Raw genomic sequence first — 13,891 nt, 5'->3', positions numbered from 1 at the left:
TAAATAAACAAACAGGAAAACCGCTTAATTAAGAGGGTTTTTGCGTTGGATTTTTAGGCGCGGGTTTTTAAATTTAGTCAGGGAAAATTTAAAGCTCCTTGCGCTTTCTGCCGATTATGGACTAGGGGTGCTGTTGCCGTGAAAGATGTGACGTGGAATACAATGGTCGTTGGAATGAACGGTCTGTCGAAACGGTTTAGTGCAGTTGCTCAAAACATCGCTAACGTAAATACGCCTGGATACGCGCGTAGCGAAGTGACCTTTGAGGATGAACTTCGCGAGACGTTGTCGGAATACGATAGAAAGAAGATGGACCTAGTAACCAATCACGAGGCTCATATTTCAAATGGGCCCAGAGACGTGTCCTTTGTAATTCCTAAAAAACATCGAGTGATTGGAGAGTTGGTTAGGTGGGACGGAAACGGAGTTGAACTTGACATAGAAATGTCAAAACTTGCGCAAACACGGATGACCTATACGGCCTTAGCTAAATTAATGTCCAAACGGGTTGGTTCGTACAGGCTTGCCATAGGAGGCAGATAATGATGCGCCTTTTTGATTCTCTGGAAATCGCTGGCAGTTCTTTGACGGCTCATAGACTTTGGATGGATTTGATCTCCCAGAACTTGGCGAATGCCAATGCAACGCGTACGCCCGAAGGTGGTCCCTACAAGCGCAAGGTTCCCATCTTTGCCGAACGCTTAAAAAACGCATACAACGATCCTAAAGGTGTTCGAGTAGAAAATATAGAAGTGGACAATTTGCCCCCTCGCATTGTGTATCAGCCAGAGCATCCGGATGCCAATGAAGAAGGCTATGTGGCCTATCCAAACGTGAATGTAGTACGCGAAATGACCGATATGATGGTGGCAACAAGGGCTTACGAAGCCAACCTTATGGTGGTTGAATCGGCAAAGGAAATTTGGGGAAGCGCCATAGATGTGTTGCGTTCTTGAACTTTTGCCTTGTTCCTGCATGTTTATGCTTTGATCAAAAAATAGCATGAAGTATTTAGCGAACCTGGTTCTTTTCGTGCGCAACTTTACGCCAGTTTTTGCTGTAAAGGTCTTTTCTTATTTATTGCGTCTATTGTGCAATTTGAGAGGACTACTTTTTGTGCATCAAGCTCTGTTGCAAGCATTTATTTTTTCCTTCAAATAATAATCCTTTAATAATCTTTTTGAGATCATAGTTTCGTAAAAACCGGGAAAGTTAGCTGAAATCATTATGATTCGTCATTGTTTTAGTTGTATAGAACATTTGTTTATCTTTGCCCTGGTAAAGAAGCGGCTCCATTCCCGTTTAAAAACTCCCACCTTTTTGATAAATTTGTAATTAAGATTCATTATTACTTGAGTATATTACTTGGCTGTGTTTACAGTTCATTTATGCTAATTTATAATGGGCACTAGAATGAGCATACTATTTTGTTTGGTTTATGCATAAGGGGGGAGAGCATATTGTCTATATCTCGCATTGATTTGATGAAATTGGGATGTAGCGATTTTACCGCAAAGAAAAAGATACGAGAACAATGCAAGGAATCCTTCTGTGACTACTTAAAAAAAGGTATGACAAAGGTAAATGAACTTCAATTGCAATCTGAGCAAGAAGTGCGTAAACTTGCAACGGGAGATGTTGAAGATATTTCGCAAGTTGTGGTAGCTGTTGAGGAGGCAGAGATTGCCCTGCGTTTGTTCGTGGAAATAAGGGATAAATTGATAGATGCTTACCAGCAATTAGCCAGAATACCCGTTTAGGTTATGACTAATGGTGAATAGGATTGCAAAGACTTGGAATGATATAAAGCAGTTTTGGGCTGGTTTGTCCAAAAGGCAACGCTTATCTATTATAGGGGTTGCTGTTGCGGGGTTGTTAGTCATTGTTTTTATTTTATGGTCCAGTGGTAGACGGGAATATGAGCCACTCTTTTCAAACCTTGATATAGACGATCAAGCGGCTATTGTTAGCTATCTAAAGGAAAATAACATTCCCTATAAAGTTGATCCGTCTTTTAACGCCATCTTGGTGCCTAAAGACGTAGTTTATGAGGCTAGACTTTCTTTAGTTGGTGAGGGATTGCCTAAGGGTGGAGTAGTTGGTTTTGAGTTGTTCGATAAGGCAAAAATGGGGATGACCGATTTCCAACAAAAGATTGGTTACCTGAGGGCCTTAGAGGGCGAATTAACGCGAACTATACAGGCTATAAGGGGAGTTCAATCTTGCAAAGTTAACATAGTCATTCCTGAGAAAAGATTGTTCCTCGAAGAGCAATTTCCTGCCACTGCTTCGGTACTATTAGATCTAAAGCCGGGTTTTGAAATGGGCCCCGAACAGGTGAAGGCCATTCTTCACCTGGTATCGCACAGTGTTGAAGGTTTGAGCCCCGATAATGTCGTCGTGGTTGATAGCAAAGGAAAGATTCTCTCCGATGATGTGTTGGATGAAAGTTTTTTTGTTGCCGGCGGTGACACTATAACTTCAATTCAGAGAGAGATGGAACGCCAACAGGAACTAGAAATGGAACGAAAGGCAAGGTTGATGCTGGAGCGAATATTTGGGCCAGGTAAGGCTGTTGTAAGGGTTAGGGTTTTCTTGGATTTCGATAAAAAAAGAACCTCCGTCAAAGAATACCTTCCAGGGCCGTCAGGTAAAGGCGTTCCAAGGAGTGCGCAAAACGTCGAAGAAATGTACACCGGTCCAGGTGTACCGCCAGGTGGTGCTCCCGGCACCACCACCAATATACCTGGTTACGTTATCACGCCGGAAGCATCAGGACCAAGCAGTTACGAGCGAACAGAGGGTATCACTAATTATGAAATCAGCACTAGGGAGCAGGAAGTGGTCTACACACCAGGGGCGGTAAAAAAAATCACGGCCTCGGTGTTAATCGATGGACAGTTAGCCCAGGAAGTTATAGACGAACTCAGGCGTGCAGTGGCTGCTGCTTTAGGCATAAATGAAGCTCGAGGGGATGAGTTGTACTTGGTATCGATGCCCTTTTCGCCTTTGGAGATGCCGACAGTTTCCATAAAAAAGCCCGGATTATTGCCCTTGATTGCATTAATAGGTTTGGTTACTGCGGTAGTTGCGGGCGTTTTCGTCCTTTGGCGGAGGAAGAAAGTCCCCAAGCGCATCGAAGAATTGCCCAAACCCGAGGAGGAAGAGATCCCGTCGCTTGAAGAATTGCTTAAACACCCAGAACTTTTGAAGGAAAGGGGCGAACTGGCCATTTTGGAGCAACAATTGAGAGAATATGGTTCAAAGAAGCCTGAAGAAATAGCCGCGATCATTAGGAATTGGTTGCTGGAAGATCAATATTAGCTTTATGTTTTCCATACCATAAATTTAAGCAGGAGGTTTAAAAATGGAAAGGAGAGGGAAGGGCCTAAAAGGGCGCGAAAAAGCCGCAGTGTTGCTGGTATCCCTAGGTCCTGATGTAGCCTCTAGAGTCTACAAAAATTTGGATGAAAGTACAATTGAAATGCTTACTATGGAAATAGCCGGACTTCGCAAGATTCCGAGCAACCAAAGAGAAGAAGTCTTGAGGGAGGCTCAAGAGCTATTGCTAGCGAAGGAATACATGACTCAAGGCGGAGTGGATTACGCGAAGCAACTCCTTGAATCTGCCTTGGGACCGGAGCGAGCTCAAGATATTTTGCGGCGTATAACAGCAAGCCTTCAGGTCAGACCATTTGATTTTATTAGGCAGACCGATCCTCAACAAATCTTGGCCTTTGTGCAAAACGAGCACCCTCAAACCATAGCCCTGATAGTTTCCTATATGGAGCCCAAGCAGGCAGCCCAAGTTATGGGCGGTTTACCTCCTAAACTGCAGGCTGAAGTAGCAAAAAGGATCGCGACAATGGAACGGGTTACTCCAGATGTACTTAGAGAGGTCGAGCGGGTTTTAGAGAGGAAAGTGTCTACTATACTGAGTCAGGATTTTACGATAGCCGGGGGAATAGATGCCCTTGTTGCTATTGTGAATAATGCCGATAGGTCCACGGAACGCAACATCATGGAAAGGCTCGAGGAAGAAGATCCCGAGCTGGCCGAAGAAGTCAAAAAGCGGCTTTTTGTGTTCGAAGACATATTGGGCATGGATGATCGATCACTGCAACGGGTGCTTCGTGATGTAGACATGAAGGACGTAGCCTTGGCCTTAAAAGGTGCCTCTGAAGCTTTGAGAGAAAAGTTCTTCAAGAACATGTCCAAGAGAGCTGCTGAAATGTTGAAGGAAGACATGGAATATATGGGTCCGGTTCGAGTGCGAGACGTAGAGGAAGCTCAGCAAAAGATTGTAAACGTGATAAGGGCTTTAGAAGATGCTGGCGAAATAGTAATTGCTCGAGGGGGAGAGGAGGAGTTGATTGTCTAAGGGGGACAAGCTTTTTAGGACCGTGCACTTTGTGCCTCAAGCTGTAAAAATAATATCCAAAACCAATCTCGAGCATCTTTCTAAGTCGCACAGATCCTTGGTAAAAGAGGATGTTGCGAGTGATGACATTAATGGATCAGTTAGCCTTGAAGAGCTTAAAAGAAAATTCGCAACCCTCAAGGATCAATACGAGTTGCTTCAAGACAAATATGATCAGCTTCAGTGCGAGTACGAAAAGCTTAAAAGTTCTCTAGAACTCGAGAAGAAACGTTTTTTTGAGAAAGTAAACGAGGAAATAGAGAAAACTAAAGTTGTAGCGAAAAAGGAAGGCTATGATGATGGGTTCAAGAAAGGATTAAAGGAAGGAAAGAGCGAAGCCGAAAAGAAAGCGAAAGAAGAAGTGTCGAGACAAGTTTCCGATTTAATTCGTTCACTTGAGAATTGTCACGAGTCGCTATCCCATTCTATGGACATCTTATTAAAGCAAAACACAATGAAAATGATCAGACTTTGGGAGAAGGTGCTAAAAAGCCTCCTCTATAAAGAAGTTGAATTAGACGAAGAGGTTTTAGAGCGCTTATTAGAGGAAGTTTTGAAACGCTTGAGCGATAAAGATAGGATCATTATATATTTACATCCCTCGGAAGTAGCGCTGTTGCAGGAAAAGATTGATCAATTTAGCGATCTCATTCGCGGGTCTGGGCATGTGGAGTTCATTGCCGATGATCATGTAGACAGGGGCAGTTGTATAGTAGAGACCAACCTCGGCGTTTACGATGCCAGGTGGCGCACGCAACTCGAACGTTTATCTGAGGAGATTGACCGTCTCTTAGCGGAGGGGCAAAGGGAAAATGACTTCCAAGGAAGACAAGGATCTTTTATCGATACTGGAAGCCAGATTAGATAATATTGATTTTATACGCTTAAATGGCCTTATAGCGAAAGCAATTGGTATCGTTATAGAATCTAGGGGACCTGATGTTAGCGTTGGAGATTTATGCGAAATTAAGTATCGAGGCAGATCGACATCCCTTTATGCTGAAGTTGTAGGCTTCAACGAGGATAGGGTGCTGCTTATGCCATTAGGCGAATTAGCTGATATTGGTCCCGGATGTGATGTGATTGCCGTAGGTCAAAAGCTGAGTGTACGTGTTGGCCCCGGACTTCTTGGAAGGGTTTTAAATGGGTTGGGTGACCCTATAGATGATAAGGGACCCATTATGGCGGGAGATACCTATCCTTTGTACGCTAAACCACCTCATCCACTTTTGAGAAAACCCGTTTCTACGCCGTTGCCAGTGGGGGTTAAGGCCATCGATGGCATGCTTTCTTTGGGACGAGGACAAAGGATCGGAATTTTTTCCGGTTCAGGAGTCGGCAAAAGTACGCTCATGGGAATGATGGCTAGAAACACCGAAGCTGAAATAAGCGTGATAGGATTGATAGGCGAACGTGGCAGGGAAGTCGGAGAGTTTCTTGAAAGAGATTTGGGTAGCTCTGGACTGAAACGTTCAGTGGTCGTGGTGGCAACATCTGACCAGCCCCCTTTGGTCAGGTTGAAAGCGGCCTTGACCGCTACGGCGATAGCAGAATATTTTAGGGATAAAGGGAAAGATGTCCTTCTTTTAATGGATTCTATTACCAGGGTCGCTATGGCTCAAAGGGATGTGGGTTTAGCCATTGGAGAGCCGCCGGCTACGAGGGGATATACGCCATCGGTGTTTGCCTTTCTTCCGAAACTATTGGAGCGGGCCGGAGCTGGTGAAAGGGGAAGCATAACGGGGATTTATAACGTTTTGGTTGAAGGTGATGATATGAACGAGCCTGTGGCCGATACTGTTCGTGGCATTCTCGATGGTCACATAGTTCTTTCCCGCAAATTGGCGTCCAGAGGTCATTATCCGGCCATTGATGTGCTCAAAAGCGTTAGCCGTGTAATGCCAAATATCACCTCACCAGGACATCTTGAAGCAGCAAAACGGGTGAGGGAGCTGCTCGCAGTTTACGAAGATGCTGAAGATCTCGTAAACATTGGTGCCTACAAACCGGGCAGCAATGCCAACATTGATTGGGCCCTGAAATACCTAAATGAGGTATTGGATTTCTTATGTCAACCTGTGGAGGGACATTTTAGCTTCGATGAGACAGTAAAAAAGCTAATTTCTCTAGCGCCTAAAGAATAACAATATAGAAGTGAAAAGCGATGATTAAACGTTTGATTATCATGACAATGAGGCGGTAAAATGAACGAAAAATTTGTCCGATTTAATAAGCTAGAAAATATTAAAAATAAAGAAGTCCAATCTCTGGAGTGGGTATTGGGAAATAAAAAAAAGGCGTTAGACAATACAAAACAGTGTCTATGCCGACTCGCTCAGGAAAGAACCGAGGCTCTAGCGGAATTTATTTCGATCAATGAGGATGTGTTAGAAATTGAAGAGCTTTGGGATGCACGAAGAAAAGTCGAATTAATAGATGAAGAAATAGCTCAGGCTCTGATTGAGTTGAAAAAGTGCGAGATGGCGGTTGAAAAGGTAATGGAGGAGTTGTTGAACAAACACAAAGAAGCCAAGGTCATGGAAAAAACAGCCAATCGTTTTCTTGAAAGAGAAAGGCCAGTACAACTTGCGAATGAACAGACTGCAATCGACGATATCGCTTTAAGTCGTTATGGAAGGGAGGATATCTTGTGAGGACATATCCCAATCTCGGCAAAATAAGGGATATCCATCTTCGGGTGGAAGAAATTCGCGAGAAACTTGGAGAAAATCCAAAGCCATCCAAGCCTTTCATTGAGGTGTTGCGCGAATCAAGTTCTGTCAAAAAACAAGCCACAGATGTTAGGACTAATGATAAATCCCTTGATGAAGAAATAAAACGCATAGCCGCTAAATGGAATCTCGACAATGCTTTAGTGAGAGCGGTCATTCATATGGAGTCTGGCGGTAATTCCAAAGCTATATCTTCTAAAGGCGCTATGGGGTTAATGCAGCTCATGCCTCTAACGGCGAAAGAGATGGGTGTTGATGACCCATTTGATCCTATCCAGAATATCGAAGGAGGCACTGAATATTTAGCGCTGTTACTCCAAAGATATGACAACAACCTGGATTTTGCGCTCGCAGCGTATAATGCTGGGCCTTCGAGGGTTGACGTATATGGCGGGATACCTCCTTTTAAAGAGACGGAAAGGTTCGTTAAGAATGTAAAATCCCTGTACGAAAGGTTCAGAAAAGGTGATGGCTAATGGTAACCCAAGATGATCAAACAATTGATGAGGAAGAGCGACAAGATGACTTTGTCCAGGAAAGGCCACACAAGGCTAAACCCAAAAACAAAAGAAGGGTTCTTGGTTGTGGCCTTTTGTCTTTATTTCTTTTATTAGTACTCTTCGGAGTGCTTATTGGGTTACATCTCTTAGGTGTAGTGGATCTATTGCCGATAATATATAAAACCGGCTCGCATTTGCCATTAATAGGTGAGAGATTTTCTTCTTCAAGCCATGCTGCCCTTACTCCCGAAGAAAGGAGACGACAGGAGCTTGAGGAACATGAAAAGTATATTAATCAAAAATTCCTCGACCTTCAAGCAAAAGAGGAGGAACTTATTAAAAAGGAACAAGAGCTTGCCCGAAAGGAGAGCGAGTTGATTGCCAAGATAGAAGAGTTGACCAAAAGTGTCGAAGCCGAGACAAGTGCCAAGGATGTGGAAATTGAAAGAGAATCCTTTTCTAAACTGGTTTCAATTTTACAGGAAATGCCTACAAGGCGTGCTGCAGAGGTGTTAAATGATCTTTCTGACTCCTTGGCAATAGAGGTTTTAGAAGCCTTGTCTCCGGATGTTGCAGGTAAAATTCTTGGTCGCATGGATGTGGCTAAAGCGACAGCGCTGATGGAGCAGCTTGCAGCTAAGGAGAAGTGAGTGATCGCCGTGAGCTTTAGTATTTTGCTGGCCAATATGAATAATATAGATTGCAACGAAGTTTGCCAAGTAGATGCGGCAACAAAAAGCAAGAGCGCTGCTCAAGCAGCCAGTGTCCCAGGAATGTCCTTTTGGGAGCTTTTGTCAATGCTGTGCGAAGGAAGAGCATCATCGCCAGCTAATTTGCCAGATGTAGAAGTTATTGAATCGGGAAAAATAGGAAAAATAGATTGTAGCAAATACATTAAAGACTGCATAATTCCGAATGTAAAAAAAGAAATGTTGTATAAAAAAGACGACAGCGATTACATTTATATCAATGTATCTAATATGTTAAATATATTATTAGATGAACAAATAAAACTTCTTGCATTCTCTCAAGGTACAGCAGCGACAGAAGATAAATCAGGAGGCGCGGATGGTCTCTCTGACCCGAGAAATGACATGCAGGGACTTTTAGTCGAGGCTGAGAATTTATTGGAGGGTGTTGAAAGCAGCGACAACATGGATGGAAACTCTACTGTTGCTAAAAAGGATGGTCATGTAGAATTCAGGTCCTGCCTTTTAGATCATCGACTCGAAGCTGATAAAAGCGTCACAGGCGTCTCTCGTAAAAATGAAAATGACAGCATATCCGTCAACCCTAAAACTAACGAAGTTGCAAGTAAATTGCATGTCGTTGAAGCCAAAAATATTTTAGATGCTGGTCAAAAGAGTCGAATAAGCTCAAACGACGTGCTTGGCAACTCAAGCAATTTGGATGAAAAAGCTAAAGAAAAAATCACCGAGCTTGATGGGGCAAAAAAAGTGCATACCGTTGAACGCTTGAAAGGATCTGGTAATATCCCTGAAGCGCCCAAGGAGCTTCATGAAGAGACATCAAATTTTTTGTTACAAAATCCTCAGGTAAAACTTTTGTCATTAAACGATGATTGTGTTGCTGTCGAATCCTCTAACTTCGGTGTTTTGTATCAAATGAATTTTGCAGAGAGCTATGACGCCAGATTAGAAGGTGCCCTTAATGCAATCATAACTTTAATGAGTCGCGAAGGTAAGGAAGTTGCTCGTATAGCTGTTCATCCTCCAGAGTTGGGCCATATAGACGTAGATATTGACATTGCCCAAAGTGGCAGTTTAAGGGCGAACTTTAATGTTGAAGGCCAGAGCGTAGCCAATCTTCTTATGGGGCAATTAGATTCATTAAGACAGAGTCTGAACGCGAACGGTTTTCAGGTGTTAGGACTCAACGTTTACGTTAAGGGCGAAGGTGACGAATTGGGCGGTCAGAGAAATAAAACAAATCACAATGAGAAAAAGATAAGGGCTGGTGAATCTATCGCCTCGAATGACGATATCGGTGAAATGGCCTTTATCCTCGATATTGAACGCGGGTTGCTTCAATGGATTGCGTAAAGGAGGCGAAAGATCATGGCGGTAAATCAAGTTTATTCCGCGAATCAAACTTATTCCTACAGAGAAAACAGGGAGATTAAAAGTGAGCTCGGAAAGGATGACTTTCTAAAGTTACTAGTCACACAGCTTACCCATCAAGACCCATTTGATCCGATCAACGATACGGAATTCATAGCGCAAATGGCGCAATTTTCTGCTCTAGAACAAATGACTAATGTAGCTAGTGGCATGGAGAATCTGCTCGAGTTGGTTAAATTTAACGCCAGTAATTATGTGGGCAAGGATGTAGCTTATTTTGATGGAGATAGGGGCATATTTTTAGAATCGCGTGTCCTTTCGGCAATATTTGATGATGGTAAGGTGTATTTAGAGCTGGAAAACGGCAAATACATCCTCTTGGAAGAGGTAAAAGCTGTCACAACGCCCTCCACGGATGGCGGGTAGATTGGCAAGGGAAGGCCTGCCTTAATGTTTATTTTCAATTGGAGGGATGGCAATGCTTAGATCTTTAACTTCGGGCGTGAGCGGAGTACGAAGTCATCAGATTATGTTGGATGTAGTGGGCAATAATATAGCAAATGTGAATACAACTGGCTTTAAGAAGTCGGCCGTTACTTTTCAGGATTTGTTATATGAGACCAGCAGAGGAGCCACCGCCCCTCAGGCTGATATGGGGGGCATTAACCCCATGCAAATCGGGCTTGGCACAACCGTTGCCGCCATCGAAACGATACACTCTCAAGGGCCTTTGCAGTATACAGGTAACCGAACTGATATTGCCGTTCAAGGAGATGGTTATTTCGTTTTAAATGACGGCACTCGCAACGTTTATTCCAGAGCGGGCAATTTCGTCCTGGACGGAAATGGAAACATCGTTCAATCTGGAACGGGCTACACTCTCATGGGTTATGAACTTACTGTCGACCCTGATAACCCTTCCCGGTATATCAGAGGCACTCGGCTAGTTTCTTTAAATATTCCAGTGGGACAGAAGTTGAGTGCCAAAGGTACCGAAGTCTTGGGGTTGCAGTGCAATTTGGACAGCCGAGTAAATACCTACCTGCCAATGGGGTTGACTAATTCAAATTTCTTAACGATTGCCAATATAGGTGGTCAAAATTATAAAATTTCCATCGCAGAAGGCAACGGTAATAATTTGTTGAGCGTATCAATCGGCGGAACTGCTTATGATTTGCAATTAGGAGGGATAAACACCACTACCGGATTGCCCAAATTACAAGATGTTTCTGGCGTCCTTGGCAATACGTTGCACTTTGACGACGATACCGGCGAACTGCAATTAATGGACTCAAGCAATAATATCGTATGGAGCCAGCAAATTTCGGGCATGATGGATTACGAAGTTATATATTTCAAAGATAGCAATAATAGTCTAAGGCCTTGCTTGGCTGAGTTTACCGATAAAGGCGACGGCAACATGGTCTTGACAGTATGGGGACAAGATAATTCCAATGCTTGGACCTCATTTGCGGAGGAAATTCCGATTAACGCCGATGGAACCTTTAATATTCCTTCTTCGGGATTGTCTTTTACGGGAAACTTTTCAGGAGGAGTTAGTGTACGATTAAATTCCACTGAGGACGGAAAGGGTTTGTCCATTTCATCTAGTAACGACGGTGGCTCTACATACGAGGTCGCTGCTACCTTAAATCAGCGTACGTCGTCCATTCATTCGACGAAGGTTGACATTTATGATTCTTTGGGCAATCCTCATACTATCGAAGTTGCTTTTGAGAAAATAGGAGCTAACGAATGGCGTTGGAGGGCCTGGCTTCCATCGGAAGCGGGGATCCAGCTTTCTAACAATACGGGAACGATTCAATTTAGCTCCGATGGCAAGTTAGTAGCGGGCGGGACTGCAACTGTAGACCTGGGATTTTCCTTGCTTGGAGCTGAAGATGCCACAGTTAAGTTTGATTTCTCCGGGGAGTCCTTTGGGAAAAACCCCATAGATGGCGTGACTCAATTTGGCTCAAGCTTTACTACAAAGGCTTACTATCAAGATGGTTATCCCATGGGAGTCTTGCAGGATTTTTCCATCTCTTCCGATGGGGTCATTGTTGGAGTTTACAGCAACGGTAGGACTAACGCCTTATACTCGACATCTTTGGCTGTTTTTTCTAACCCAAGCGGACTTGAAAAAATTGGGATGACCGCTTTCGTGCCAACTGCTAACTCGGGACTGCCTCAGTTGGTTGTTCCCGGAGAGGGTGGCGCCGGGACGTTGGCAGGCGGCAATCTTGAAATGGCTAATGTCGATCTTGCTGAGGAGTTCACTAGGCTCATTATCGCTCAAAGGGGATTTCAGGCGAGCGCAAGGGTAATAACTACAAGTGATCAAGTGCTCGACGAACTCATAAATTTAAAACGTTAGCTTTAATAAAGATAGAGGCGTGATGGGTCATGATCGAGGTTACACGGCTCAAAGGCTCTAAGCTTGTCATTAACGCTGATCTAATTGAAACTATCGAGGCCACCCCTGACACGGTGATCACACTTGTCAATGGACACAAGTACGTGGTTGAAGAATCCTTGGATAAAGTTGTAAGCCTGATAATAAACTATAAGGGAAAGGTGAGTGGCAGCTGTTGTATTCCCACTCAGGAAAATGGGGGGTATAATGGTGGATCTTGCTAGCTTTATCGGGATTTTTCTAGCATGTATAATGATCATAGGGGGCATACTGGCAGGAGGGGATGCTTTAGCGTTCGTTAACCTTCCCTCTTTGTTGATAGTTGTAGGAGGAGCATTAGGGGGGACAATACTCTCTAACCCCTGGAAGCGTGTTTTGTCCTTGGGGCAAATCTTAAAGAAGGCTTTTTTTTCTGAAAGTCCGGAGCTAGTTTCTATTGTTCAAACCCTTGTAAGTTTTGCTGAAAAAGCCAGGAGGGAAGGGCTTTTATCTTTAGAAGACGACGCGGAGAAACTCGATGATCCCTTTATGAAGAAGTCAATTCAACTCGTCGTTGATGGTACGGACCCCGAACTGGTCAAGTCTATACTTGATACCGAAATTGGGCTGCTTGAGGAAAGGCACGCGGGCAATAAGTTCATGTTCGATACGTTGGCAGAACTGGCGCCAGCCTTTGGAATGCTAGGGACGCTCATCGGGTTGATACAGATGTTGGGACATTTAGACGACCCCAATGCTTTGGGGCCAGGGATGGCAGTTGCGCTGATTACCACCTTTTACGGGTCAATATTAGCTAACGTTTTCGGCATACCCATTGCCCGTAAACTGACGGTGAGAACTCAGGAGGAGGTTGTTACAAGGGAAATGATAGTGGAGGGCATCTTGGCCATACAGGCCGGAGAAAATCCTAGATTGGTCGAGGAGAGACTGAAGGTATTTTTGCCTCCCAAGTTTCGGGTGTCACTAGAAGAGGAAAATGAATCCAGATAGAGTAGGTGTTGCTATTAAATGGCCAGGAGGAAAAAAAGAGAGATATCGGAACTGAAGGGCAACTGGCTTACAACATATGGTGACATGGTAACGCTGCTATTGACGTTTTTTGTGTTTTTATACTCCTTTTCTACCATAGATGTACAGAAATTTCAGAAAATGATTTACTCGTTTCAAAGTGCAATAGGAGTACTGCCTGGGGGAGTGATAGCAATTCCGGGCGAAGAAACTCTACAAGGAGCTCAGTTTACTGGGCCTGGTCAAGAAATGACTTTAAACGCTGAGCAAATGAAGAAAGTTCACGAAATGATGGTGGAGTTGCTCGAGGCTGAAAAACTAACAAAAGAGGTTGCAGTACGGCTTGAGGAAAGGGGAATCGTCATTTCGATCATGGATGGGGTGTTGTTTGAGGCGGGTAGCGTTGAACTTCGACCGTCTGCGAAACGCTTGATGTACAAGATTGCACAAATTGTCAAGGATCTCCCAAATCAAATTTCAGTTGAAGGTCACACTGACAATGTCCCATTACGTAAAGGACCCTATGGAGATAACTGGGGTTTGTCTGCAATGAGAGCGGCGGTCGTAGGTTCTTATCTGGTCGAAGCTGGGGTCGATCCCAAAAGAATCAGAGCCGTTGGATATGGACAATCGCGGCCATTGGTACCTAACGATACGGAGGAACATCGACGTATCAACAGGCGGGTTGATGTCATTATAATGACTAAGCCCAAGGATTAAAATATTTTTAATCG

At 43.9% G+C, this 13,891-nt stretch carries 16 protein-coding genes; all 16 read left to right on the top strand.

From position 1 onward, the window contains the following. Positions 1 to 138: 138 nt before the first annotated feature. The 16 genes from flgB to AC5SXE_RS11685 all read left to right on the top strand — a co-directional run bounded on the left by flgB (position 139) and on the right by AC5SXE_RS11685 (position 13,877). The gene (gene flgB / locus AC5SXE_RS11760) at positions 139 to 543 is read left to right on the top strand and encodes a flagellar basal body rod protein FlgB (protein ID WP_493917435.1); all 405 of its coding nucleotides are present in this window, start codon (positions 139 to 141) and stop codon (positions 541 to 543) included. 2 nt (positions 544 to 545) lie between these two features. After that, a complete protein-coding gene (flgC, locus tag AC5SXE_RS11755) occupies positions 546 to 956 on the top strand; it encodes a flagellar basal body rod protein FlgC (protein WP_493917436.1) in 411 nt (136 codons plus the stop codon). Positions 957 to 1,460: 504 nt separating this feature from the next. Continuing rightward, positions 1,461 to 1,760, top strand: coding sequence for a flagellar hook-basal body complex protein FliE (gene fliE / locus AC5SXE_RS11750; protein ID WP_493917434.1), 300 nt, complete (start codon positions 1,461 to 1,463; stop codon positions 1,758 to 1,760). Positions 1,761 to 1,773: 13 nt separating this feature from the next. Continuing rightward, entirely contained in the window at positions 1,774 to 3,324 is a 1,551-nt protein-coding gene (fliF, locus tag AC5SXE_RS11745) for a flagellar basal-body MS-ring/collar protein FliF (protein ID WP_493917433.1), read from the top strand. Between the two features lie 43 nt (positions 3,325 to 3,367). Beyond that, complete coding sequence (fliG, locus tag AC5SXE_RS11740) at positions 3,368 to 4,381, top strand: flagellar motor switch protein FliG (protein WP_493917432.1); 1,014 nt, start codon at positions 3,368 to 3,370, stop codon at positions 4,379 to 4,381. Then, positions 4,374 to 5,288, top strand: coding sequence for a FliH/SctL family protein (locus AC5SXE_RS11735; protein ID WP_493917431.1), 915 nt, complete (start codon positions 4,374 to 4,376; stop codon positions 5,286 to 5,288). The genes fliG and AC5SXE_RS11735 overlap by 8 nt, the downstream gene beginning before the upstream one ends. Continuing rightward, on the top strand, positions 5,233 to 6,564 hold the full coding sequence (fliI, locus tag AC5SXE_RS11730) for a flagellar protein export ATPase FliI (RefSeq protein ID WP_493917430.1): 1,332 nt from the start codon (positions 5,233 to 5,235) through the stop codon (positions 6,562 to 6,564). The genes AC5SXE_RS11735 and fliI overlap by 56 nt, the downstream gene beginning before the upstream one ends. Before the next feature lie 60 nt (positions 6,565 to 6,624). Beyond that, positions 6,625 to 7,074 (top strand): flagellar export protein FliJ, encoded by a 450-nt coding sequence (locus AC5SXE_RS11725; protein WP_493917429.1) that lies wholly within the window; start codon positions 6,625 to 6,627, stop codon positions 7,072 to 7,074. Next, positions 7,071 to 7,628 (top strand): lytic transglycosylase domain-containing protein, encoded by a 558-nt coding sequence (locus tag AC5SXE_RS11720; RefSeq protein WP_493917428.1) that lies wholly within the window; start codon positions 7,071 to 7,073, stop codon positions 7,626 to 7,628. Before AC5SXE_RS11725 ends, AC5SXE_RS11720 begins: the two co-directional genes overlap by 4 nt. Then, positions 7,628 to 8,302, top strand: a complete 675-nt coding sequence (locus tag AC5SXE_RS11715; RefSeq protein ID WP_493917427.1) for a MotE family protein — start codon at positions 7,628 to 7,630, stop codon at positions 8,300 to 8,302. The genes AC5SXE_RS11720 and AC5SXE_RS11715 overlap by 1 nt, the downstream gene beginning before the upstream one ends. Continuing rightward, on the top strand, positions 8,303 to 9,715 hold the full coding sequence (locus AC5SXE_RS11710) for a flagellar hook-length control protein FliK (protein ID WP_493917426.1): 1,413 nt from the start codon (positions 8,303 to 8,305) through the stop codon (positions 9,713 to 9,715). Between the two features lie 15 nt (positions 9,716 to 9,730). After that, positions 9,731 to 10,159 carry a flagellar hook capping FlgD N-terminal domain-containing protein gene (locus tag AC5SXE_RS11705; RefSeq protein WP_493917425.1) on the top strand — a complete coding sequence of 143 codons (429 nt, stop codon included), beginning with the start codon at positions 9,731 to 9,733 and terminating at the stop codon, positions 10,157 to 10,159. Positions 10,160 to 10,211: 52 nt separating this feature from the next. Beyond that, positions 10,212 to 12,110 (top strand): flagellar hook protein FlgE, encoded by a 1,899-nt coding sequence (locus tag AC5SXE_RS11700; protein ID WP_493917424.1) that lies wholly within the window; start codon positions 10,212 to 10,214, stop codon positions 12,108 to 12,110. Between the two features lie 29 nt (positions 12,111 to 12,139). After that, entirely contained in the window at positions 12,140 to 12,373 is a 234-nt protein-coding gene (locus tag AC5SXE_RS11695) for a flagellar FlbD family protein (RefSeq protein WP_493917423.1), read from the top strand. Continuing rightward, positions 12,360 to 13,139: a motility protein A gene (locus AC5SXE_RS11690; protein WP_303883304.1), complete on the top strand. Its 780-nt coding sequence runs from the start codon at positions 12,360 to 12,362 to the stop codon at positions 13,137 to 13,139. The genes AC5SXE_RS11695 and AC5SXE_RS11690 overlap by 14 nt, the downstream gene beginning before the upstream one ends. Before the next feature lie 18 nt (positions 13,140 to 13,157). Beyond that, entirely contained in the window at positions 13,158 to 13,877 is a 720-nt protein-coding gene (locus tag AC5SXE_RS11685; protein ID WP_493917422.1) for an OmpA family protein, read from the top strand. Positions 13,878 to 13,891: the final 14 nt, after the last annotated feature.

It is taken from the genome of Acetomicrobium sp., assembly GCF_059026225.1.
This window is presented reverse-complemented; position numbering and strand designations above follow the sequence as displayed.

Bases quoted from the DNA above. Each gene is read 5' to 3' on its own strand.
- AC5SXE_RS11685 (WP_493917422.1), top strand. From the start codon at position 13,158: ATGGCCAGGAGGAAAAAAAGAGAGATATCGGAACTGAAGGGCAACTGG.
- AC5SXE_RS11715 (WP_493917427.1), top strand. From the start codon at position 7,628: ATGGTAACCCAAGATGATCAAACAATTGATGAGGAAGAGCGACAAGAT.
- AC5SXE_RS11695 (WP_493917423.1), top strand. From the start codon at position 12,140: ATGATCGAGGTTACACGGCTCAAAGGCTCTAAGCTTGTCATTAACGCT.
- fliI (WP_493917430.1), top strand. From the start codon at position 5,233: ATGACTTCCAAGGAAGACAAGGATCTTTTATCGATACTGGAAGCCAGA.
- AC5SXE_RS11700 (WP_493917424.1), top strand. From the start codon at position 10,212: ATGCTTAGATCTTTAACTTCGGGCGTGAGCGGAGTACGAAGTCATCAG.
- AC5SXE_RS11705 (WP_493917425.1), top strand. From the start codon at position 9,731: ATGGCGGTAAATCAAGTTTATTCCGCGAATCAAACTTATTCCTACAGA.
- fliG (WP_493917432.1), top strand. From the start codon at position 3,368: ATGGAAAGGAGAGGGAAGGGCCTAAAAGGGCGCGAAAAAGCCGCAGTG.
- flgC (WP_493917436.1), top strand. From the start codon at position 546: ATGCGCCTTTTTGATTCTCTGGAAATCGCTGGCAGTTCTTTGACGGCT.
- AC5SXE_RS11725 (WP_493917429.1), top strand. From the start codon at position 6,625: ATGAACGAAAAATTTGTCCGATTTAATAAGCTAGAAAATATTAAAAAT.